19 protein-coding genes are annotated in these 21,207 nt (G+C 74.1%); 3 read left to right on the top strand and 16 right to left on the bottom strand.

The annotated features are described in order from the left end of the window. The first annotated feature begins 78 nt into the window (after positions 1-78). Positions 79-1,818 carry a lysine--tRNA ligase gene (gene lysS, locus BGK67_RS16110; protein ID WP_069920740.1) on the top strand — a complete coding sequence of 580 codons (1,740 nt, stop codon included), beginning with the start codon at positions 79-81 and terminating at the stop codon, positions 1,816-1,818. A 76-nt stretch (positions 1,819-1,894) separates the two neighbouring features. Here the strand turns inward: lysS and BGK67_RS16105 are convergent, their stop codons facing one another. The 3 genes from BGK67_RS16105 to BGK67_RS16095 all read right to left on the bottom strand — a co-directional run bounded on the left by BGK67_RS16105 (position 1,895) and on the right by BGK67_RS16095 (position 5,072). Continuing rightward, positions 1,895-3,238 (bottom strand): DUF2637 domain-containing protein, encoded by a 1,344-nt coding sequence (locus BGK67_RS16105; RefSeq protein ID WP_069923905.1) that lies wholly within the window; start codon positions 3,236-3,238, stop codon positions 1,895-1,897. Positions 3,239-3,352: 114 nt separating this feature from the next. After that, positions 3,353-4,114 carry a DUF3558 family protein gene (locus BGK67_RS16100; RefSeq protein WP_069920739.1) on the bottom strand — a complete coding sequence of 254 codons (762 nt, stop codon included), beginning with the start codon at positions 4,112-4,114 and terminating at the stop codon, positions 3,353-3,355. 124 nt (positions 4,115-4,238) lie between these two features. Then, positions 4,239-5,072: a hypothetical protein gene (locus BGK67_RS16095; RefSeq protein ID WP_069920738.1), complete on the bottom strand. Its 834-nt coding sequence runs from the start codon at positions 5,070-5,072 to the stop codon at positions 4,239-4,241. Positions 5,073-5,264: 192 nt separating this feature from the next. Between BGK67_RS16095 and BGK67_RS16090 the strand changes: the two genes are divergently transcribed. Continuing rightward, entirely contained in the window at positions 5,265-6,458 is a 1,194-nt protein-coding gene (locus BGK67_RS16090; RefSeq protein ID WP_069920737.1) for an RtcB family protein, read from the top strand. A gap of 146 nt (positions 6,459-6,604) precedes the next feature. On the opposite strand, the gene BGK67_RS16085 is transcribed toward BGK67_RS16090, so the two are convergent. Both BGK67_RS16085 and BGK67_RS16080 read right to left on the bottom strand, forming a co-directional pair. Further along, positions 6,605-7,240: a hypothetical protein gene (locus BGK67_RS16085; protein ID WP_069920736.1), complete on the bottom strand. Its 636-nt coding sequence runs from the start codon at positions 7,238-7,240 to the stop codon at positions 6,605-6,607. A 386-nt stretch (positions 7,241-7,626) separates the two neighbouring features. After that, the gene (locus BGK67_RS16080) at positions 7,627-8,391 is read right to left on the bottom strand and encodes an SDR family NAD(P)-dependent oxidoreductase (protein WP_069920735.1); all 765 of its coding nucleotides are present in this window, start codon (positions 8,389-8,391) and stop codon (positions 7,627-7,629) included. 201 nt (positions 8,392-8,592) lie between these two features. On the opposite strand from BGK67_RS16080, the gene BGK67_RS16075 reads away from it, so the two are divergent. Beyond that, a complete protein-coding gene (locus BGK67_RS16075) occupies positions 8,593-9,129 on the top strand; it encodes a hypothetical protein (RefSeq protein ID WP_069920734.1) in 537 nt (178 codons plus the stop codon). On the opposite strand, the gene BGK67_RS16070 is transcribed toward BGK67_RS16075, so the two are convergent. From BGK67_RS16070 to BGK67_RS16020, 11 genes are all read right to left on the bottom strand, one after another. Next, positions 9,117-10,664 carry an FAD-dependent oxidoreductase gene (locus BGK67_RS16070; RefSeq protein WP_079154216.1) on the bottom strand — a complete coding sequence of 516 codons (1,548 nt, stop codon included), beginning with the start codon at positions 10,662-10,664 and terminating at the stop codon, positions 9,117-9,119. The two genes, BGK67_RS16075 and BGK67_RS16070, sit on opposite strands and share 13 nt — an antisense overlap. 56 nt (positions 10,665-10,720) lie before the next feature. Further along, complete coding sequence (locus BGK67_RS16065) at positions 10,721-11,464, bottom strand: Mut7-C RNAse domain-containing protein (protein ID WP_069920733.1); 744 nt, start codon at positions 11,462-11,464, stop codon at positions 10,721-10,723. Positions 11,465-11,592: 128 nt separating this feature from the next. Next, on the bottom strand, positions 11,593-12,144 hold the full coding sequence (locus tag BGK67_RS16060) for a GNAT family N-acetyltransferase (protein ID WP_079154215.1): 552 nt from the start codon (positions 12,142-12,144) through the stop codon (positions 11,593-11,595). Positions 12,145-12,249: 105 nt separating this feature from the next. Further along, positions 12,250-14,070, bottom strand: a complete 1,821-nt coding sequence (locus BGK67_RS40735; RefSeq protein ID WP_279628677.1) for an NADase-type glycan-binding domain-containing protein — start codon at positions 14,068-14,070, stop codon at positions 12,250-12,252. A gap of 710 nt (positions 14,071-14,780) precedes the next feature. Further along, on the bottom strand, positions 14,781-15,353 hold the full coding sequence (locus BGK67_RS16050; RefSeq protein ID WP_069920731.1) for a phage tail protein: 573 nt from the start codon (positions 15,351-15,353) through the stop codon (positions 14,781-14,783). Then, complete coding sequence (locus tag BGK67_RS16045; protein WP_069920730.1) at positions 15,350-17,314, bottom strand: putative baseplate assembly protein; 1,965 nt, start codon at positions 17,312-17,314, stop codon at positions 15,350-15,352. Before BGK67_RS16045 ends, BGK67_RS16050 begins: the two co-directional genes overlap by 4 nt. After that, a complete protein-coding gene (locus BGK67_RS16040) occupies positions 17,314-17,736 on the bottom strand; it encodes a GPW/gp25 family protein (protein WP_030722541.1) in 423 nt (140 codons plus the stop codon). Before BGK67_RS16040 ends, BGK67_RS16045 begins: the two co-directional genes overlap by 1 nt. Further along, positions 17,736-18,053 carry a PAAR domain-containing protein gene (locus tag BGK67_RS16035; RefSeq protein WP_069920729.1) on the bottom strand — a complete coding sequence of 106 codons (318 nt, stop codon included), beginning with the start codon at positions 18,051-18,053 and terminating at the stop codon, positions 17,736-17,738. Before BGK67_RS16035 ends, BGK67_RS16040 begins: the two co-directional genes overlap by 1 nt. 68 nt (positions 18,054-18,121) lie before the next feature. After that, the gene (locus tag BGK67_RS16030) at positions 18,122-19,939 is read right to left on the bottom strand and encodes a VgrG-related protein (RefSeq protein WP_069920728.1); all 1,818 of its coding nucleotides are present in this window, start codon (positions 19,937-19,939) and stop codon (positions 18,122-18,124) included. Next, positions 19,936-20,664: a CIS tube protein gene (locus BGK67_RS16025; protein ID WP_069920727.1), complete on the bottom strand. Its 729-nt coding sequence runs from the start codon at positions 20,662-20,664 to the stop codon at positions 19,936-19,938. The genes BGK67_RS16030 and BGK67_RS16025 overlap by 4 nt, the downstream gene beginning before the upstream one ends. A gap of 77 nt (positions 20,665-20,741) precedes the next feature. Beyond that, complete coding sequence (locus BGK67_RS16020) at positions 20,742-21,167, bottom strand: phage tail protein (protein WP_069920726.1); 426 nt, start codon at positions 21,165-21,167, stop codon at positions 20,742-20,744. Positions 21,168-21,207: the final 40 nt, after the last annotated feature.

The following is a 21,207-nucleotide window of genomic DNA, read 5'->3' as shown; positions in this document are numbered from 1 at the left end:
GGGGGAAAACAACCGCGGAGCGACGGCGGACGTCTGGGAGAATGGCTGAAGCCAGCATTCGAGATAGAAGGACGTGTCGTGGCGCAGAGCAGCACCGAGACCGACTGGGTCTCCCGTTTCGCGGACGAGGTCATCGCCGAGGCGGAGCGCCGAGCACCCGGCGAGAAAACTCCGGTTGTCGTCGTCGCGTCCGGCCTCTCCCCCTCCGGCCCGATCCACCTGGGCAACCTGCGCGAGGTCATGACCCCGCACCTGGTCGCCGACGAGATCCGCCGCCGGGGCCACCAGGTCCGCCACCTCATCTCGTGGGACGACTACGACCGCTACCGCAAGGTCCCCAAGGGCATCCCCGGCGTCACCGAGGAATCGCACGCCCAGCACATCGGCCGCCCGCTGACCGCCGTGCCCGCGCCCGAGGGGTCCCCGTACCCGAACTGGGCCGAGCACTTCAAGGCCGCCATGGTCGAGGCACTGGCCGAGCTGGGCGTCGAGTACGACCCGATCAGCCAGACCGAGCAGTACACCTCCGGCGCCTACCGCGAGCAGGTGCTGCACGCGATGAAGCACCGCGGCGACATCGACGCCGTCCTCGACCAGTACCGCACCAAGCAGAAGCCGGGCGGCAAGAAGCCCCAGCAGAAGCAGGCCGACGAGGCCGAGCTGGAGGCCGCCGAGGGCTCCGGCGCGGCCGCCGAGGACGACGGCAGCACGGGCGAGGGCGGGTACTACCCGTACAAGCCGTACTGCGGCCAGTGCGGCAAGGACTTCACCAAGGTCACCTCGTACGACGACGAGACGACCGAGATGACCTACGTCTGCACCGAGGACGAGTTCACCGAGACGGTCAAGCTCAGCGAGTTCAACCGCGGCAAGCTCGTCTGGAAGGTCGACTGGCCGATGCGCTGGGCCTTCGAGGGCGTCGTCTTCGAGCCCTCCGGCGTCGACCACTCCTCGCCCGGCTCGTCCTTCCAGGTCGGCGGCCAGATCGTGCACATCTTCGGCGGTGAGCAGCCGATCGGCCCGATGTACGCGTTCGTCGGCATCAGCGGCATGGCGAAGATGTCCTCCAGCAAGGGCGGGGTCCCGACTCCGGGCGACGCGCTGAAGATCATGGAGCCGCAGCTGCTGCGCTGGCTGTACGCCCGCCGCCGCCCGAACCAGTCCTTCAAGATCGCCTTCGACCAGGAGATCCAGCGGCTCTACGACGAGTGGGACAAGCTGGAGGCCAAGGTGGCGGACGGCTCCGTGCTGCCCGCCGACGCGGCCGCGCACAGCCGCGCCGTACGGGTCGCCTCGCACGAGCTGCTCCGCACCCCGCGCCCGATGCCCTACCGGACGCTCGCCTCGGTCGTCGACATCACCGCCGGCCACGACGAGCAGACCCTGCGCATCCTGAGCGACCTGGACCCGGACAAGCCGCTCACCTCGCTCGACGAGGTACGGCCCCGCCTGGACCGCGCCGAGAACTGGATCACCACCCAGGTCCCCGCCGACCAGCGGACCCTCGTACGCGAGGAGCCCGACGCGGAGCTGCTGTCGTCCCTGGACGACGAGGGCCGCGAGTCGCTGCGCCTGCTGCTCGCGGGACTGGACTCGCACTGGTCCCTGGACGGGCTGACCACGCTGGTCTACGGCGTGCCCAAGGTGATGGCCGGACTCGAGCCCGACGCCAAGCCGACGCCGGAGCTCAAGGTCGCGCAGCGGACGTTCTTCGCGCTGCTCTACCGGCTCCTCGTGACCCGGGAGACCGGGCCGCGCCTGCCCACCCTGCTGCTGGCGGTGGGCGCCGACCGGGTGCGCAAGCTGCTCGCGGTCTGAGCCGGCACCGGCATGCGCAAGGGCCCGCACCTCTCGGGGTGCGGGCCCTTGCGCATGGCCGCCGTGCCGCGCGGGCTCAGGCGATGTGCTCGTTCTCCAGGTCCTTCTGGTAGCGCTGCTTGAACGCCGGGATCATGCGGCGCAGCAGCGAGCCGCTGCGCGGGTGGGTCACGCCGTAGCCGTCCGACAGGTGTATGTCGAGCGCCTCGGCCGTCGGGAAGTCGTTCTGCTCGTCGACCAGCGCACGGAACACCTTGTACGCGACCTCCGCGAACTCCGCCTCGTCCGGCCCGTCGGCGGCTTCCGCGGCGTCCTCGGGGCGGGGAGCCGGCATCGGCACCTGCTCCTGCGGGGCTGCCGGCTGCGGCTCCTCCGGGCCCGCCGGGCGCATGACCGGGGTCGGCTCCAGGCCCTCGACGTACTGGGGGTTGTAGCCGCCCTCGTACGCCGCCTGCGGAGCCAGCGGCGCCGCGAACCAGGCGCTGTTGTGGGCGGCGGGCATGGCCGTCGGGTCCACCGCGAACGGCGGCGGGGCGGGCGCGGCGGCCACGGCGGCCACGGCCGGGGCCGGGGACTGGTCCGGCGACTGGTCCTGGGACGGGTTCGGGGCGAAGGCCTGGGCCTGGCCCTGGGCGAGGGCCTGCGCCCGGGCCTCCTGCCCGGGTCCGGCGGCCGGCGCGGCCGCCGCCTCCAGGGCGGGGGCCGCAGCGGGCGCCGCGGCCGCCGGGGGCAGCAGCGCCGGGTCGATGCCCGCCGCCGCCAGCCCCTCCGGGGCCGTCTGCGCGAGGGGTACGCCGATCCGGGCCAGCTTCAGCGGCATCAGCGCCTCCACCGGAGCCTTGCGCCGCCAGGCCCGCCCGTACCGCGCCTGCAGCCGGGCCTGGTAGATCAGCCGGTCCTGCTCCATGCCGACCGCCTGCTCGTAGGAGCGCAGCTCCCACAGCTTCATCCGCCGCCACAGCTTGAAGGTCGGCACCGGCGACAGCAGCCACCGGGTGAGGCGCACGCCCTCCATGTGCCGGTCCGCGGTGATGTCCGCGATCCGGCCCACCGCGTGCCGGGCGGCCTCGACCGTCACCACGAACAGGATCGGGATCACGGCGTGCATGCCGACACCCAGCGGGTCCGGCCAGGCCGCGGCGCCGTTGAAGGCGATCGTCGCCGCGGTCAGCAGCCACGCCGTCTGGCGCAGCAGCGGGAAGGGGATCCGGATCCAGGTCAGCAGCAAGTCCAGCGCGAGCAGGACGCAGATCCCCGCGTCGATGCCGATCGGGAAGACCAGCGAAAAGCTGCCGAAGCCTTTCTGCAGGGCGAGGGCACGCACCGCGGAGTACGAGCCCGCGAAGCCGATGCCCGCGATGACGACGGCTCCGGCGACCACGACGCCGATGAGTATCCGGTGCGTACGAGTCAGCTGCATCGCCGCCACCCGCGATCCCCTCCCCTTGTCGAGCACACTTACCGAGCCTTTACCCGGCTGCGGCAGGCACAGCGTACGGGTGACCCGGTGTCAACGCCTCAGGCGGGCCCGCTCCTACTGCGCGGGCTGCGGGGACTGCGCCTGGTCGGGCTGCTTGTTGGCGGCGTCGACCGAGGCCACCGCCTCCTTCGCCGCCGCGATGGCGTCCTGGAGCAGCTTCGCCTGGTCCGGGGCGCCGGCACCCTCGTACGCGGCACCGTTGTAGTCGAGCGTGACGACCACGTTCTGGGTGCGGGCCACGATCGTCGTGTTGAAGGAGTCGACGTCCTTCTTCACGCTGTACACGACCGAGGTGCCCTGGTCGCCGATCCCGCCGGCCTCCTCCGCCTTCAGGTTCTGCGCGCCCTCGGTCGCCTTCGCCGCCTCGACCTGCTTGGTGTACTGCTCCTCGGCGCGCTTGTTGGCGCTGCCGAGGGAGGCCTGCGAGTCGTGGCGGGAGAAGTAGATCGCGAGCCAGCGGTACTGCGAGCCCTTCAGGCCGTCCTCGTCCAGACCGTTCCAGGAGCAGCTGGCCCGGCTCGCCAGGTCGTTCGACTTGCTCGCCGTGCCGTTCTTGTCCTTCGCCTCCGGGACGAGCGTGTCGATCGTCGCGGTCTGGACGGCCTTGCAGGGGTCCGGAAGCGTGGCGTACGCCGCCTTCTCCAGGGTGGCGGAGGGCTTCGCGCTCGGCTGGCCGGACGAGGAGGATTCGGACTTCTTGCCGCCGTCCGAGCCCGAGCCCTTGCCCGAGTCGGACGAGCACCCGGCGACGGTGAGTATCACCGGGACGGCTGCGCAGGCGAGAACGCGGGTGAGGCGCGAGGCTGATCGGTGCATGTTTCCTTCTGCGTTTGTGGGGCTTCTTCGGACACGGGGCCGGACGCGGAACCCAGGCAACGGTAGCCCGACCGGGTGGCGGCGTGCTGTGCGCGCCGTCCCCCCGGGCCCCGGCCCGCTCCGCTCACCCGCCCAGACGCTCGACCAGGGCCTGCGCCAACTGCCTTGTCCTGTCTTGGGTTTCGGCGCTGGGCGGGACCGTGCCGGGCACCGCGGGCTGCACGCTGTACTCCAGCGTGACGATGACATTCGAGGTACGGAACACAATCCGCACGGTGCGCGACTGCGCGGCGGCGGCCCCCGCCGGGCTCAGCTTGTCCTCGACGAACGCCTCGGTCCCCAGGCCCTCCAGCACGCGCGAGCCGAGCTCGACCGGGGCGGACGGGCTGCCGGCGGGCGTCGGCGATCCGCCGCCGGGCTGCGGGGCGGCCGGGGTGGTGGGCGCGGCGGTGGCGGTCGGCGTGGGGACGGGGCTCGCGGTCGGGCCGGGGAAGGGCAGCTTGGCGTCGGTCAGCTGGCGCACGTACACCTGGTGCGCCTTGTCGTCGTCGCTGGCGACGGCCCGGTCGTAGGAGACCACGCGCTCGAAGCCGACCGACAGCAGCCGGGTCTCCTCCGGCGTCTGCGCGCTCCAGCGGCAGCCGACGCGCCGGTCGCCGTCGTACGAGGCGTCCGCGGTGCCGGCGTAGACCTGGTCGCGCTGCTCCGGGGTGAGCGATTCCGCTGCCGGGAGCATGGCCTTGAGCCGCTTGCTGTCGGCGCCGGCCTTGCAGGGGGCGGGCAGGATGCGGTACTTCCCGGGTTGTGCGGGCGTGGCCTGGCTGCCGCCGGCTTTCGAGTCGCTGGTGCCGCCGGTGCCGCTCCCGCCCGTGCACCCGGTCAGACCGGCCGCGCCGGCCACGAGTGCGGTGAGCATCGCGATGCCCGGCAGGGCTCGCCGTACCGCCTTGCGCTGCACGTCCAATGGCTCCCTTCGACCGGCGGGCCCCCCGACGGTCAGGAAAATGCGTTGCCGCGGCTCGGGCGCGGATGGACACAATGTCTATCGCACACGCTGGTGCCGGCGCCGGTCCTCTGTCGTATTTGGGATCAAGAGCGAGGCTTTTTGCGCATTCCGATGTTTCTGTGGTTTTCGGGGGATTGATTCCGTATGTCGTATGTAGAGGTACCCGGGGCGAAGGTCCCGATCCGGATGTGGACCGACCCGGCGTCGGTCGAGGACCACGCGATGCAGCAGCTGCGCAACGTGGCCACCCTTCCGTGGATCAAGGGCCTGGCGGTCATGCCGGACGTGCACTACGGCAAGGGCGCCACGGTCGGCTCGGTGATCGCGATGAAGGACGCCGTCTGCCCGGCGGCGGTGGGCGTGGACATCGGCTGCGGCATGTCGGCGGTGAAGACGTCCCTGACGGCGAACGACCTGCCGGGGGACCTGTCGAAGCTGCGGGCGCGGATCGAGCAGGCGATTCCGGTGGGCACGGGGCTGCACAAGGAGGCCGTGGACCCGTCGAGGCTGTACGGCTTCTCGGTGGACGGCTACGAGGACCTCTGGAAGCGCTTCGACTACATCACGGACGCGGTCAAGTTCCGTCAGGAGCGTGCCACGAAGCAGATCGGAACGCTGGGAGGCGGCAATCACTTCATCGAGTTCTGTCTCGACGAGTCGGGTTCGGTCTGGCTGATGCTGCACTCCGGGTCCCGGAACATCGGCAACGAGCTGGCCGACTTCCACATCAACGTGGCGCGGGGCCTGGAGCACAACCAGGGTCTGGTCGACCGCGACCTGGCGGTGTTCCTGGCGGCGACCCCCGAGATGGAGGCGTACCGGAACGACCTGTTCTGGGCTCAGGAGTACGCGAAGTTCAACCGCGCGGCCATGATGAGCCTGTTCAAGGAGGTCATCCGCAAGGAGTTCCGCAAGGCGAAGGTCTCCTTCGACCGGGAGATCAGCTGCCACCACAACTACGTGGCGGAGGAGCGGTACGACGGCATGGACCTGCTGGTCACCCGTAAGGGCGCGATCCGCGCAGGCAGCGGTGACTACGGGATCATCCCGGGCTCCATGGGGACGGGCTCGTACATCGTGAAGGGCCTCGGCAACGAGAAGTCCTTCAACTCGGCCTCGCACGGGGCCGGCCGGAAGATGAGCCGGACGGCGGCGAAGAAGAAGTTCTCGGCGCGGGACCTGGCGGAGCAGACCAAGGGCGTCGAGTGCCGCAAGGACTCGGGCGTCGTGGACGAGATCCCGGGCGCGTACAAGTCGATCGAGCAGGTCATCGACCAGCAGACCGACCTCGTGCAGGTGGTGGCCAAGCTCAAGCAGGTCATCTGCGTGAAGGGCTGACGCGGGCCGGGGCGAGCCGAGGCGGGCTGACGCGGGCCGTCTCGGGCTGACACGGGGCCGGCGGGGGCGGCGCTGCGCGCACGCACGTGTGCCGTGCCCGGGAGGTGCCGGGCACGGCACGCGTCGTTCAGCGGGATCCTGGCGGGTCAGGGGCGCTGGGCCTTGGCGAACGGGCCGGTGGCCACCGGGGTGAAGCCGACCGGGGTCCAGGAGGCGCCGACGCAGTTGACCGTCGTGCCGTTGGAGGCGCACACGAGCTCGTACACGAGCCCGTCCCGGGTCTGCACCTTGAACCTCGTGTCGTTGCCCAGCGAGCTGACCGAGGCGGAGCAGACCGTGCTCCGGTCGGTGGGGTAGCCGGGGTTCGCGGTGGTGGTGAGGTTCTGGCGGTTGAAGGGGGCGGTGAGCGGGGCGCCGACCCGGTGGCCGCCGAAGGCGGTCCCGTCCACCAGGAGGATGCTGATCTCCTCGTTTCCGTTCGGGCGGACCGAGTCGATGTCGTTCCCGCACTTGGCGTCCCGGCCGTCGCGGCCGTCCCGACCGTCGCGGCCGTCGCGGCCGTCACACCCGTCGTGGGTGCCGCGCACCTTGGCGTCGGAACCCTCGTCGGTGAGGTCCTCCTCGCACTCGTCGCCGCCCCGTGCGTCTGTCGACGTCGCTCCGGCCGGCTGCGGGGTTGCGGCGTCTGCCTGCGCCGGGGTGGCGAAGCCGAGCACCGCGATTGCCATCGATGCCACCGCGCCGACGGCGAGCGCCTTGCTCTGCCGGGGAAGCGGACCCATACGGAACGGCGTCCTTTGCTCAGGACTCATGTGTGTTGCTCCTCGTGGAACCGGTTGGTTGGACGGTGAGGCGCGAAGGGCCTCGAGACGCATCCTGGGGTCGGCTCTTGTCGAAGGGCGGGAGGCGCGAGGTGCGATCATCACATAGAGGCACATATGGGGCTGATCGGATGCACAGGGTGAGCGCCTCGCCCGTGCCGGCAGGGGCCATGGGGTGGGCCATGCGGGTGGTGCGAGCGCTCCGGCGGCCCCAACCAGGTTGTCGATGACGGGAGTTGGCCAAGGGCCGCCGACGGCCGGGCCGGTCCCGTGGACGGGTCAGCGGGCGGTGCCGGCGGCCTGATGTCGCCGGTACCGGTCGAACTGCCAGGTCGTGGGCCTGCGGGCTACAGCTCGCGGTGGACCTTCGTGTTCGAGGCCTGGGCGCGGGGGCGGACCACCAGGAGGTCGATGTTGACGTGGCTGGGGCGGGTGACGGCCCAGGTGATGGTGTCGGCCACGTCGTCGGCGGACAGGGGCTCGGCGACGCCCGCGTACACCTTGGCCGCCTTCTCGGTGTCGCCGCGGAAGCGGGTGGTCGCGAACTCCTCGGTCTTGACCATGCCGGGGGCGATCTCGATGACGCGCACGGGCCGGCCGACGATCTCCAGGCGGAGGGTCTCGGCGAGGACGCGGGCGCCGTTCTTGGCGGCGACATAGCCGGCGCCGCCCTCGTACGTGGCGTGGCCGGCGGTGGAGGACAGGACGACCACCGTGCCGTCGCCGGAGGCGGTGAGGGCGGGGAGCAGGGCCTGGGTGACGTGGAGGGTGCCGATGACGTTGACCTCGTACATGGTGCGCCAATCGGCGGGGTCGCCGGTGGCGACGGGCTCGGCGCCGAGGGCGCCGCCCGCGTTGTTGACGAGTACGTCGCAGCGTTCGAGGGAGGCGGCGAAGGCGTCGACGGCGGGCCGGTCGGTGACGTCGAGGGCGTGCGCGGTGGCCTCGTGGCCGGCGGCGGTGAGCTCGGCGGCGAGCGCCTCGATGCGGTCCTTGCGGCGCGCGGTGAGGACGACGTGGTAGCCGGCCGCGGCGAGCTGCCGGGCGGTGGCGGCGCCGATGCCGCTGCTCGCTCCGGTGACGACGGCGGTCTTGGTGGCGGCCGTGCTCATGTGCGGGGCTCCTCGTTCGTTCGTACGGGCGATTATCCGCCAGCATAGGTCGGGCTCAGCGGCGCCGCGGGACGCACATGATCACGGCCGTGCCGACGAGGCGGACGTGGGCGAATGGCGGGACGGCCTGCCCTCCTTCGTGTGATGGTCCGACCGGGTGGCCCGGGTGGTGGCTAGCGTCCGCGCGTGGAGGTGGTGGCGATGCGCCGTGTTGCCGTACGGAGTGTGGTGCTGGCTGGGCTGCTGGCGTTCGGTGGGGTGGTACCCGCGGGCGCGGCCCCGGTGGGGGCGGGGCCGGGGGGGGCGGCCCCGGTGGGGGCGGGGCCGGTCGGGGCGCGGCCGGTCGGGGCCGGGCCGGAGGCCGACGTGGCGTACCACGGGCGGGTGTCCCTGGCCCGCGGCCACTTGCGGATCTGGCTGGTCCCGCACAACGAGGGGCCTTCGGCGGTGCCCAACGCGACGCTGCGGGTGCGGCTCTCGGCGGACCTCGCGGACCGGCAGGAGCTGTCCGAGGGCTGCGCGCGGGTCGGGCCGCGCGAGGTGGTGTGCGAGACCGGGCCGCTGCCGCTGCGCGGGCACGGGCGGCACGTGGGGCTGGTGCTGGAGCTGCGGGAGCGGACGCCGGAGGTGGTGGTGCGGGTCGACACGTGGTGGAACGGCGGGGCGACCGACCGGAACCACGCGAACGACGAGCACGTGGTGCTGGCGCTGGACACCGGGGACGCCTACGCCTTCTGAGCGGGGCCGGCCGTACGGGCGGCGGTGGCGGCGGGCAGGAGCCGGGCCGCCACGGCCGCCGCGACCTCGGCGTCGGTGGCCCGGGGCGCGCTCCAGGCGACGTACCCGTCGGGGCGTACGAGGACGCAGGCGGTGCGGGCGGCGGTACGCCGCTCCGTGCGCCAGTGGACGTGGGTGAGGCAGGCCCCGGGCGGGGTGGGCCGGCCGGGCGGGGTGACGAGGACGAAGCCGCCGGTGCGCAGGGCCTCGTAGAGCCGCCGGCCGTGCGGGCCGTCTTCGAGGGCGAGGTCGGGGGCGCGGCGGCCGGCGGGGCGGCGGGCGCCGGGCGGGGGCGGGTAGGCGATCCCGATGCCGGAGACCAGGCCGAGGGCGCGGTCCTGCGCGGGGCCGATGCGGGGCAGGAGGGCGGCGCCGAGGCCGCGGGCGGTGCGGCGGACGGGGCCGGTGGCCATGACGGAACGGACCAGGGCGCCGCTGACGCGCAGGACGAGGCGGCCGACGGGGTGGCGTTCGCGGTGGTAGCTGTCGAGGAGGGCCTCGGGGTCGGGGGCGTGGCCGTGGAGGACGGCGGCGAGCTTCCAGGAGAGGTTGGCGGCGTCCTGGAGGCCGGTGTTCATGCCGAGGCCGCCGGCGGGGGAGTGGACGTGCGCGGCGTCGCCGGCGAGGAAGACGCGGCCGGAGCGGTAGTGGGGGACCTGGCGCTCGTCGCTGTGGAAGCGGGACATCCAGCGGGGGTCGTGCATGCCGTGGTCGGTGCCGAGGGCGGTGCGCAGGATGCTGCGCAGTTCGTCGAGGCCGACGGGGTCGCCGTCCCGCGCGCGGCCGTCGCGGTGCCAGCCGATGGCGCGGTACCAGCCGTCGCCGAAGGGGACGAGGAAGCCGAAGGCGCCGGCGTTGCCGTCGACGGCGAGGAGGTCCTCGGGCGGGTCGGTCAGCCGGACGTCGGCGAGGATCATGGAGCGGACGACGGCCTGGCCGGGGAAGGGCAGGCCGAGGGCGGTGCGGACGGTGGAGCGGACGCCGTCGGCGCCGACGGCGTGGCGGGCGTGGAGCGTGGTGCGGGCGCCGTCGGTGGTGCGCCGCAGGTCGAGGGTGACGGTGTCCCGGTCCTGGGTCAGTCCGATGAGCTCACTGTCATATCGGATGTCCGCGCCTGTGGACAACGCGCGGCGCTCGAGGAGTTTCTCTGTCTCATATTGAGGGGTGATGAGCACGAACGGGTAGCGGGTGCGCAGCCGTTGAAGGGAGAGAGCCATGCCTCCGAAGGGACGCAGGCGGTCGATCCGCCTGCCGGTGGAGACGAGCGCGTCGGCGAGGCCGCGGGCGTCGAGCAGTTCGAGCGTGCGGGCGTGCACGGCGAAGGCGCGGGTCAGGTTGGCGGCGGTGCGGGGGCGGCGTTCGACGAGGGTGACGGAGAGCCCGGCGGCGGCCAGGTCACCGGCGAGGAGCAGTCCGGTGGGCCCGGCGCCGACCACGACGACGTCGATGGTGTCCTCTGCGTGCTGCGCGTCCTCTGTGCCCGGTGCGGCGGTCATGCCTCGGCAGTCTGCCAGCCGCGGGCCGCCGCGGCACGGCATCGCGCCGCTCGGCGTCAGACGGTCCCTGATTCGGCGGTGCCGAATTCGAGGAGCGCCTCGTCGACGATCCGCTCCAGGCGGGCGTGGTGGGCGCCGCGCCAGTAGACGCGCTCGCATTCGGTGCACTGGGCGAAGACGTCGTAGGAGCGGTGCGTGCCGTGTTCCAGGCGGTCGCCGACGCTCTCCTTGTCGGCTTCGCGGAGCGGGCCGTTGCAGGCGGTGCAGCGGGTCCACGGCGCCAGCGCGGGCGCGAACCGGCCGAGGATGTCGCGCAGTTGGTCGTCGGGGTTGTCGCTGTAGACGTATGCGCCGGCGAAGATCTCGCGGCGGCGCAGCAATCCGCGGTCGCGGGAGAGCAGTACGCGCCGCTCGGCGGCGGAGCGGGTGGCGAGGGCCGGGTCGCCGATGTCCTCGTTCTCATAGGCGGCGTCGACGCCGAGCAGGCGCAGGCGGCGGGCGAGGGTGCCGAGGTGGACGTCGAGGAGGAAGCGGAGCGGCGCGCCGGGGACCCGCTGGGGGCGGTCGACGCCGAACACCTCCACGGACTGGCCGTCTTGGGGCACGTAGGAGACGGGCACCTCGCGGCCGTCGACGAGGAGCCGGCCGACTTCGGTGAGCGGGACGCCGGCCGACTCGACGACGTGGCCGAGGCTGGAGGCGCCGTCGGTCGCGGTCGGTACGCGTTCGGCGCGCCGGCTGGGCGGGGCGAAGAGGCGCAGTTCGGGGGCGAGGGTGAGCTGAATGCCGGGTCCGTTCACCCTGTCAGCATGCCACTGCACGGGTGGTGGGCGCGGCTGAATTACGAGGTCGCGGCGGTCTCGTCGTCGCTCGCGCGGTGGCGCCGGCCCGGGGGAGCCGGTTCTCGGGTGGGAGTTCCACGTTTCGTTTACGGGAGGGAGGGGTCTGATGGGGTGGGTGGGACGGGCGGGAGGTCCCTGAGCCGGTAGCACCAGTCGAAGCCGGGGGGGGGGACTCCGGGCGGGTACTCGAAGGGGACCTCGCCGAGGCATGCGAAGCCGGCGCGGCGGCAGACCGCGTTGGAGGCCGCGTGGTCCGTGCCGGGGAAGGCGTGGACGGTGTCGCGCGTGCCGTGGGCCCGGGCGTAGGCCAGGAGTGCCGTCACCGCGGCCAGGGCCAGGCCCCGCCCCTGGACCTCGGGCAGGACGCCCCAGCCGGCCTCGTACCCCGGCTCGCCCCGCCACTCCCGCTCCCAGAAGCCGACGCTGCCGACGCCCTCCCCGGTCGCCTCCAGCGCCACCCGGAACATCCGCCCGGCCGCGGGCTCCCGGGCGCTCAGGGCCTCGTACCGCCGCTGCCGGTCGAGGAGCTTCTCGGCCGGCTCCGGCCCGCCCAGGTACCGGGTCATGGCGGGCTCGTTCTTGCGCTCCAACAGCCAGAAGTCCCCGGCACCCCAGGGAGTCAGCAGCACGGCTTCCATGCGTCCAAGGCTGCCAGACGCCCCTGGGCTCTGCCTACGCGCGGCGTGACCCGCGGTCCGGGTGTCCGGGTGTCCGGGTGTCCGGGTGTCCCCACAGGGTCGGGGTCAGCTGCGCTGGAAGAACTCCACTTCTGCCAGGGCGACATGGCGGTCGGGGGTCCAGCCGGCGGGGGCGTCGAGGGTCAGCCGGACCGTGGTGGCGTGGCTGATGCCGGTGGAGAACGTCTGGGGGCCGGGCTTATCGCTCAGGGTGAGCTTCTTGTAGGTCTTGCGGCCGTCCCGGTCCGTCACCTCCATGTCGACCTGGAGTGCCCGGCCCTGCTTCGCGTAGTCCTCCGGGGAGGACGAGGCGCCGTTGGTGAGGATCACCGCGACCAGGCGGAACGGCTTGCCGAAGGTGTACGTCACCGAGGCGCCGGGGGCGGGCGCGCCCCAGTAGCGGTTGCTGAGGCCGTCCGTGGCGTGGGCCACGGGGTGCCCGGGCAGCTCGGCGCTCGCCTCGGCGCGGGTCGCGGTCACCGCCTTGGCCTTGCCGAGCTTGTCCCGGGTGTCCTCGATCAGCTGCCGCCCGGCCGGCAGCAGCAGGAAGCCGCCCGCGCACAGGGCCAGCACCACGGCCAGGATCACCAGGAAGCGCACCATCCGGCCGGAGCCGGCGCGGGCGCGGGCGCGGCGGCGCAGCGGCCAGATGGTCCGCCACCACGGCAGGCGCACCGGGGCGGTGGCCGGCGTCAGCGGAGCCGCGCAGCGGCGGCAGAAGCGGCGGTCGGGCGGGTTGGGCGTCCGGCAACTGGGGCACGGCACCCCGGCCACATCCCCACGGACGGCGGCGGCCCGCACGACGGGCCGTGGCGCGACGGCCTTCGCGGGGCGTACGGGAGCGGGGTTCGCCGGGTTCGCGGCGTTCGCTCCCGCGGGGGTGGCGGGTTGCGCTGCGGCGGGCGGTTGGGGTGCGCGGGGCGGCGGGGAGGCCGGTGGTCGGGGTGCGCGGGGCGGCGGGGGGGCCGGTGCCGGGGCGGCGGGCGGTATGGCGGCCGGCGGCCGGGCGGCCCGGGCCGGCGGCGCGGGGCGGCAGGCGCCGGTGGTGGGCGGGGGCCCAGCGGTGCCCTCCGCCACACCGTCAGCCCGAGCGGCCGGCGGGGCATCCGCCGAGGGCTCGGCGGGGACCGACCCCGCCGCCGGGCCGGCGTCGGCGGGGGACGGGTTGGGCCGCCCTCGCAGCCAGGCCGGCCGCCGACGTGCGGGGGTGTGCTCCGCCGTGGTGGTCGGGGTGGACGCGGTGTCGTTGCGGGCGGGCGGGTTGGGGGCGGTGCCTGCGGGTGCGGCGGGGACCGATCCCGCGCCTCCGACTCTGGCCGAGTCGGCGTCGGCGGGGGCGGCGGGGGGCAGGTCGGGCTGCCCTCGCAGCCAGGTCGGCCGTCGACGTGCGGGGGTGGGCGGGCCGGGTTCCACCGTGCCCGCCTGGGGGGTGTTCTCCGGGGGCGGGCCCCCCTGGGTGGCGGCGGCTTGGGCCGTGTCCTCGCTGCCCGAGTCCCTGTGGGCCCGGCCCTCGCGGGGTGTGCCTTCCTGGGTTGCGCCCTCCATGGGCGTGCCCTGGCGGGGCGCGCCCCCTTGGGCCGTGGCCTCCCGGGGCGTGCCTCCTTGGGTCGTGTCCGCCCTGTCCGCCGGGGCCGTACCGGCGCGGGTTGGGGTTCCCGGGGCCGTGCCTTCCCGGTCCGTGCCCGCGCTGGCCATGGCCTCCTGGGCCGTGGCTGCCCGGGGCGCGGCCTCCCGGGGCGGGTGTGCTGGGGCGGTGCCCGTGCGGGCCTTGGCCTCCGGGCCCGTGCCCTCCAGGCCCGTGCCCGTGCCGGCCTTGGCCTCCCGGCCCGTGCCCAGAGCTGGGGCCCGCTGGGTCGGGGTTTCCCGGGCAGCGGCCTCGTGGGCCATGGCTGCCGGGGTTGTGGTTTCCCCGGCAGTGTCCGTCGGGGGCGTGCCCGCGCGGGCTTGGGCCCCCTGGGCCGTGCCCTCGCCGCCCGTGGACTCCGGGCCCGGGCTTGTGGGGCCCGCGCCCGTCGGGCCCGCGCCCGTCGGGCCCGTGCTCGCTCGAGCTGGGCCGCCCTGGGCCGTGGGCTGTCGGGCCGTGACTGTCGCGGGCGCGGCTGCCCCGGCTGTGCCCCCCTGGGCCGCGGCTGCCCGGGCTGTGGCCCCCTGGGCCGTGTCCGCCGGGGCGGTGGTCTCGTGGGCCGTGCCCTCGCCGGCCGTGGCCTCGTGGGCCGCGCCTGTCGGGCTCGCGCCTGTCGGGGGCGTGCTGGGCCGGGCTGGGGCCCACTGCGGCGAGCCTCCCTGGTCCGTGTCCGTCGGGGACGTGCCCGTGCCGGCCGTGGCCTCTTGGCCCGTAGCCGTCGGGGACGGGCCCGCGCCGGCCGGCGATTCGTGGGTCGGAGCCTGTCGAGCCGTGGCCGGCGGGGGTGGGCTCGGGTGGGCTGGGGCTTCCTGGGGCGGGGCCGTTGGGGGTGGGGGCTCCGTCGGGGTGGGGGTCTGGGGGGCTGGGGGGCGGGGGGTGGGGGTGGACCAGCCCAGGTAGGTGCCGCAGTTGGTGCAGAAGTCGTCCGTCGGGGCGTTGGACGCGCCGCAAACAGGGCACGCGCGCATCGTCGTCACCTCGTCTCACCTCCGGGCGGTCCCGGCAGGACCTCGACTCGGCAGATCGTGTGGATGGGGCACAGGGTGCGGATCAGGGAGCGGACCCGGTCCGCGTCCACGGGGTGCCCGGGTCCGTCCTGGCGAGGCCAGACTCGTACCAGGACCTCCTCCGGCGGGGCCGGCGGCAGGTCGGTGCCGGGGGTGCGGGACCAGGTGGCGGCGCCGTCGCCGCTGACCTCGGCGGACACGCCCAGGATCAGCCGCAGGGCCTCGGTCAGGCCGCGCCGGGTGCCGCGCCAGCGGTGCAGTTCCACCGCGCGGGCCACCGCCTCGCGCCGCAGCTCGAGCGGCCACCGGGGGTCGTCCGCGCCGCCGACCCAGGAGGCCAGCCAGGGCAGGAAGTCGGCCGGGGCCAGCCGGGGGTCGAAGTAGGCGGGCAGGTTGTCGAGGGCCGAGAACACCGGGGCCAGGACCGTGTCCAGGCCCGCCGTGAACCGCTGGGCGAAGTCGTCGTCGGCGTACAGGGCGGGGAGCTGCCCACCGATCGGGTGCCGGCTCGGCAGGCCCGGCACGGCGGCCCGGCTCATCCGCGCACCTCCGGCTCCGGCTCCGTCACGACGACCTGGTGCTGGTAGGAGAAGACCAGCGCGCCCGGGCCGATGTCGATGCGGTCGACCGGCGCCCCGCGCCGCCCCGTGATCGGGTCGGCGGCGAACATCCGTATCTCCTCCACCAGCACGTCCCCGATGGCGCGTTGCAGGACGCCGAACACCTCGCCGTACTGCACGGGCCGCCCGAACGGCCAGCCGGCGCCGTCGGGCCCGCCGTGCAGCGGGCCCAGGTGGCGGAACAGCGCGGCGAGCGCCGCCTCGCGCACCCGGTCGGCGTCCCCGGCCGCCGCCGACAGCCGGGCCACCACCGTGACGCCCTGGTAGACGGGCGGTTCCACGACCAGGCGGGTGCCGATCAGGCGCCGTTCGTCGAGGGTGCGGGTGATGGCGGCGAGCACCTGGTCGGAGGGGATCAGCTGCTCGAAGCGGAGCCGGTCGCCCTCGTCGGCGACCGCGTCCGGAACCACGAGGACGCGTACCGCGCCCGGGCCACCCCCGTCCCGGTCGGGCAGGCAGCGGACCCGGCGCACCGAGGGCGCCGCCTGCCGGGCGATGATCTCGTAGTCCTCCGCGGTCACCGCGCGCTCCTGCATGCGCAGGCTCTCCGGCGCCCGCAGCTTGGCGTTGTCGATGGTCTCCCCGGCGACCCCGCCGCGCGCCGCCTCCCGGTTGGTGACCCGGGCGACGTACGGGACGGAGCTGCGCAGTACGGAGATCGCCCCGCGCGAGACGTTGCCGGCCGGGCCGCCGCCGGTGCGGTAGCGGGCCACCCGGATCCGGGAGCCCTTGGGCGGTACGGCGCCGCACGCGCGCAGGGTGCCGTCGGCCTCGCGCAGCACCGGCGGGAAGGCGAACTCGCCGGTGGTGGCGTCCACGCGCACGTGCCGGTCGTCGGGACCCGAGCGGCCGAAGTGCTCCACGACCTCCCAGCGCTGCCATCCCTCGGCGGAGGACACCTCCACCACCGGCGGCTCCCCGTCGAGCAGCACGGGCGGCCGGCCGAGCCGGAAGGCCTGCCCCGCCACCCCCTCCGACGCGCCGAGCGGTACGTCGGTGACCCGCTCGGCGTGCTCCACGGTCATCGTGCCGCCGACGGTGAAGACGGAGGCCTCGCGCACGGTCGGGGACTCCGAGTAGAACGGCTGGCCCGGTTCCGGCTCGGTGACCCGGCAGCGCAGCCAGCCCGCGCGGATCCCGCTGATCAGCGAGGCCGTGTGCCCGGCCGGTACGTAGACGATGACCTCACCGGGCCGGTTCAGGCCGCCGGTGCTGTCGGAGTCGGTCTCGCAGAGCTGCCACCGGCCGCCGTCCCACGCCTCCCACACCAGCGGGGGCTGGCGCGGGTCGACACCGACGCCCTCGACGCGGCTGTCGAGGCGCACCGCGACCACGCAGCGCGGCACCGCGGTCGGCAGGCCGAACAGCAGTGCGTCGCCGGGCTCGGGCGTCGCCTGGAAGCACGGCACGTCGCGGCCCTCGGCGAGCGTGCCCGTCCGGTCGGTCAGGTCGCCGGTGCGCGGCGAGGTGACCAGGCGCGTCAACTCGCTCGGGACGATGCGCAGATCGTCCGTGGTCGCGAAGACCACCGCCTCCTCGCTCTCACCGGACGCGGTGGTCACCTCGGTGCCGGCGGGCAGCGTCACCGTCTCGGGCTGCGGAGCCGACAGCCAGAAGTCGACGTCGGCGAGGGCGGCCGAGGGCGGGTACAGCTGGATGCCCAACAGGTCCAGGAACGCCAGGTAGTTCTTGTCCGGGACCCGGTTGAGCCGGTACAGCAGCTGGTCCACGAGGTAGGCGAACGTCTCGATCAGGGTGACGCCCGGGTCGGAGACGTTGTGGTCGGTCCACTCCGGGGCGCGCTGCCGCACGTACCGCTTCGCCTCGTCGACGAGCTGCTGGAACCGTCGGTCGTCCAGGTTGGGGGAGGGCAGGGCCATCAGTCCGCGACCATTTCCTCGGCCCCCTCCTCGGAGGGGATCGTGTAGAAGGGGAAGACCAGGTTGCGCCGGTCGTTGGTGGTGCGCACCGTGTAGTGCACATCGATGTAGAGGGTGCCCGCCTCGACGGAGTCGAAGGCCACGACGACCTCGTCCACCGCGATCCGGGGCTCCCACCGCTCCAGGGCTTCGCGCACCTGCTGGGCTACCCGCCCGGCGGTGTCGCCGTCGCCGGGGGCGAAGACGTACTCGTGGATGCCGCAGCCGAACTCCGGCCGCATCGGCCGTTCGCCGGGCGCCGTGCCCAGCACCAGCCGGATGGCCTCCTCCAATTCCCGCTCCCGCTCGACCATGGCGATCCCGCCGGTCGGCCCGACGCGCAGGGGGAAGGCCCAGCCGCGTCCGATGAACCGCTCGCTCATCACACGCCCCCGATCAGGACGTTCGGGGCGCCGGTCAGGACCATCGCGCCGCAGGCGGTCTGGTCGCGGGCCCGGGCGGCGGGCAGCCCGCCGACGAGGACCGTTCCCGCGGTGAGGGCGGCCGGGCTCGGCACGATCACGTTGGCCGGTCCCAGCGCCGCGTGCGGCGGGACGACGCAGACGTGCAGGCTGCCCACGACGGCGGCGGGCCGGCCGCCGATCAGCACCGTCGCGACCGCCGCGGCGGCGCCGGGCGGCGGCGTGGCGAGCCGGCCACCGTGGTTGGTGGGGTCGCCGGTACGGGCTGCGGCTGGCATCGGGAGCTCCTCGGGAAGGGCGGTCGTGGTCGGGGGGAAAGGGGGCTGGCGGCTGAGGACTGGGGGGCTCAGTTGATCCGGATGAGGCGGGCCTTGAGGACGGCGAGCAGGCCGCCGTTGACGGTGACGTCCGCGGTGCCGGACACCCGTACCGACCGGCCGCCGATGCTCACCCCGGCCGTGCCGTCGATGTCGACCTGCCGGCCGGACACCTTCACGGTGCCCTGCCCGGCGTCCAGGGTGATGCCGGCCTTGTCCAGGAGCACGGAGGTCAGCGGGCGGCCCCGCCCCCCGTACACGGTGAGCTCGATCCGGTCCCGCCGGTCGTCCATGCGCACTTCGAGCCGCTCGTCCCCGGTGACCAGCCGCAGGCCGGACGGGCCCGGCGCGGCCGCGTCCAGCAGCTCCACGCGGTGGCCCGAACGCGACACCACCGAGCGGCGGTTGACCTTGCCGCTGGTCTTGTCGATCAGCGGCACGTCGTGCGGGGAGGGCTGGTCCACGCCGTTGTAGAGCCCGCCGATGACGTACGGACAGTCGAGCAGGCCCTGCTCGAAGCCGACGAGGACCTCGTCGTTGACCTCGGGGCTCACGACCCCGCCGCCGCCCTTGCCGCCCCACTGGACGGTGCGCACCCAGTCGGTGACGTAGGTGTCGTCGAGCCAGGGGAACTTCAGGCGGACCGCGCCGCGCTGGGAGCCGTTCGGCTCGCGCACGTCCGTCACCACGCCGGTCGCCAGGCCGGGGATGCGCGGCCCGCGGCCCGGCGCGTTGGCGCCCGTCACCAGGCCGGTCAGGGAGCGGTCGGGGCTGGCGCTGACCCATACGGTGGTGCGGTAGCCGCCGTGCGGCTCCAGCACGTGCTGCACGGCCGTCGCCGTGTACCGGCCGGAGAACGCCTGGCCCACGTTGCCGAGCGCCACCGGCTTGCCGGCGCGCAGCATCGGATTGCCCTCGGCCACCGCCTCCAACTCGCCGAAGCCGGCGCTGGTCTGTGCCGCCGCCGCCTTCGCGGCCGCCGCCGTCTCGGCCTGCGTGCGGTACGGGGTGTCGGTGACGGCCACGGCGGACGTGCCGAACCGTGCGGCGAGCCGGGGGCTGAGGCCGGGCACCACGGTGTCGCTGACCACGGACGGCTGCTCCGCGACCAGCGGCCGCTTGGTGGTCACGTCCCAGCCGCGCACCTGCACCTTCGAGGCGCCGTCGGCGGCCGACAGCGCGGCCCGCAGGGCGAGGAGGTTCCGCCCGTACTCCAGGACCATCGGATCGCGGGTCGCCGACGTCGACGGGGCGGGCGCCCCGGAGGCCTTCACCGGCCGGGTGAACTGGAGCAGCCCCTTGTCGTCGACGCGCACCTGCGCGCCGCTCTCCGCGGCGAGGTACTGCAGGAAGTCCCAGTCGGAGACGTTCGCCTGCGACAGCTGCTTGTACGTGACCGGCGCGGCCTCCACCTTCCCGACGGCCAGCCCGGCGCCCGCGGCCACCTTGCGGACGATGGCCGCGGCCGTCATGTTCCGGTACGCCACGACCTTGCGGCCGCGCTGGAGGCGGTGCGCCTTGGAGTAGGCGCGCACGACGGTGAACGAGCCGGTGCGGTCCCGGTCGATCTCCAGGGCCGTGACCTCGCCGTTGAACAGCCGCTCCCGCGCCTGCCCCTTCACGGTCGTCACCGACACCCGCAGCGGGCTGCCGATGGTGATGCCGGTGGCGCGCAGGAACTCGTGGTCGGGGTCGCGGTAGGTCAGCACCGCGGTGTCCGGCAGGCCCACGTTCTCGTCCACCACACAGCTCACCAGCTGCGCGGCCCAGACCGGCGGCAGTTCGCCGGGCGACTCCACGATCGGGTCGGCCGCGAACGACCGGCCCCCGGGTTCGGATCCGCTCACCGCTGCTCCCCCTCGTCGCCGTCTTCGTCCTGTACGCCCGGCACCACGAGCTCGGTGCCCGGGGCGAGCGCCATCGGGTCGTCGATGCCGTTGGCCTCCGCGATGGCCCGCCAGGCCGTCGCGTCGCCGTACTCGCGCCAGGCCAGCATCGCCAGGCTGTCGCCCGCCACCACCGTGTGCGTGCTGCGGGCGGTGCGCGAGCCGGAGGTCGGGTTCTGGCCGGGCGGGTCGACGCTCGCCTCCTCGATGGACAGCGAGCAGGTGGCCCGCAACGGCTTGCCGTCCACGTCGAAGAGCGTGTACGACACCGACAGGTTCGACAGGACCCCGTCGAACGAGGTCGTCCGCGCGCTGCCCCACTCGAAGCGCACCCAGGGGCTGGCCGGCTTCTTGCGGCCGAGGCTGGCCGGGGTCGGCACGCACGCCTTCATCAGCTTCTCCACCGCCTGCTCGACCGAGTTGTCGTGGGTGGCGGTGGCGTCGAGGAACACCTCCAGGCTCAGGGTGCGCGGACCGCTGCCCACGAACTCGGGCAGCGCCGACTGCCCGGCCATCCGCGAGGGAGACCGCCGCCACTCGGTGGTCTTGCCCAGTTGCAGGGTCGACGGGTTGAACTGGAGGTCGAGCTTCGCGATCGTGCCGCCCGGCTTGGCGCCGACGGAGGCGGGGGGCTCTTTCAGGGTGAGCTGGGCCCTGGCGCGGCTGGCGCGTGCCGAGGAGGCCATGGCGCGGGCTCCCTTCCGGGGCGGGGGGGGCGGGCGGATTCGAAGGAAAGGGGGGCGGGGGCGGTCGGGAGTCCGGGTCAGGAGGGCAGCAGGCCCGCGTGGGCGATCTCCAACGTCTCGACCGCCGCGGCGGAGTTCGCGGGGTCGAAGGACGGGCCCTGCCAGCGGACCGGGACGATCCCGAACACCTGCCAGCTGATGATCCGGCTCAGGTCGGGCCGCAGCGCGACGATCTCCCCGTCCTTGGGCTCGACCCGTCGCAGCGTCTCGTCCAGCCAGCGGCCGATCTTCGCGGTGTCGGCGGTGACGGGCCGGGTGAGCGTGATGTTCGACCAGGTCACGCGGCCCGGCAGCTGCCAGGTGAAGCCGTTGTTGCCGCCCTCGGCGTAGCTCTCCATCTCGACCTCGGCGCCCATGCCGGAGCAGGTGTGGAAGGCGCCCAGGTCGTTGCCGCCGATCGCCAGGCTGAAGAACACGCTGGTCGCGAAGATGTTGTCCGTCATCGGTCCGTCGTCCGTTTCTCGTTCGTACGTGTTCCCGGCG

This window comes from Streptomyces subrutilus (assembly GCF_001746425.1).
Lineage (GTDB): Bacteria > Actinomycetota > Actinomycetes > Streptomycetales > Streptomycetaceae > Streptomyces > Streptomyces subrutilus_A.
This window is presented reverse-complemented; position numbering and strand designations above follow the sequence as displayed.

Excerpts from the sequence above, each read along its gene's own strand:
- BGK67_RS16105 (WP_069923905.1), bottom strand. The coding sequence starts at position 3,238 with ATGCAGCTGACTCGTACGCACCGGATACTCATCGGCGTCGTGGTCGCC.
- BGK67_RS16100 (WP_069920739.1), bottom strand. The coding sequence starts at position 4,114 with ATGCACCGATCAGCCTCGCGCCTCACCCGCGTTCTCGCCTGCGCAGCC.
- BGK67_RS16090 (WP_069920737.1), top strand. The coding sequence starts at position 5,265 with ATGTCGTATGTAGAGGTACCCGGGGCGAAGGTCCCGATCCGGATGTGG.
- BGK67_RS16085 (WP_069920736.1), bottom strand. The coding sequence starts at position 7,240 with ATGGGTCCGCTTCCCCGGCAGAGCAAGGCGCTCGCCGTCGGCGCGGTG.
- BGK67_RS16080 (WP_069920735.1), bottom strand. The coding sequence starts at position 8,391 with ATGAGCACGGCCGCCACCAAGACCGCCGTCGTCACCGGAGCGAGCAGC.
- BGK67_RS16075 (WP_069920734.1), top strand. The coding sequence starts at position 8,593 with ATGCGCCGTGTTGCCGTACGGAGTGTGGTGCTGGCTGGGCTGCTGGCG.
- BGK67_RS16070 (WP_079154216.1), bottom strand. The coding sequence starts at position 10,664 with ATGACCGCCGCACCGGGCACAGAGGACGCGCAGCACGCAGAGGACACC.
- BGK67_RS16060 (WP_079154215.1), bottom strand. The coding sequence starts at position 12,144 with ATGGAAGCCGTGCTGCTGACTCCCTGGGGTGCCGGGGACTTCTGGCTG.
- BGK67_RS40735 (WP_279628677.1), bottom strand. The coding sequence starts at position 14,070 with ATGGCCCACGAGGCCGCTGCCCGGGAAACCCCGACCCAGCGGGCCCCA.
- BGK67_RS16050 (WP_069920731.1), bottom strand. The coding sequence starts at position 15,353 with ATGAGCCGGGCCGCCGTGCCGGGCCTGCCGAGCCGGCACCCGATCGGT.
- BGK67_RS16045 (WP_069920730.1), bottom strand. The coding sequence starts at position 17,314 with ATGGCCCTGCCCTCCCCCAACCTGGACGACCGACGGTTCCAGCAGCTC.
- BGK67_RS16040 (WP_030722541.1), bottom strand. The coding sequence starts at position 17,736 with ATGAGCGAGCGGTTCATCGGACGCGGCTGGGCCTTCCCCCTGCGCGTC.
- BGK67_RS16035 (WP_069920729.1), bottom strand. The coding sequence starts at position 18,053 with ATGCCAGCCGCAGCCCGTACCGGCGACCCCACCAACCACGGTGGCCGG.
- BGK67_RS16025 (WP_069920727.1), bottom strand. The coding sequence starts at position 20,664 with ATGGCCTCCTCGGCACGCGCCAGCCGCGCCAGGGCCCAGCTCACCCTG.
- BGK67_RS16020 (WP_069920726.1), bottom strand. The coding sequence starts at position 21,167 with ATGACGGACAACATCTTCGCGACCAGCGTGTTCTTCAGCCTGGCGATC.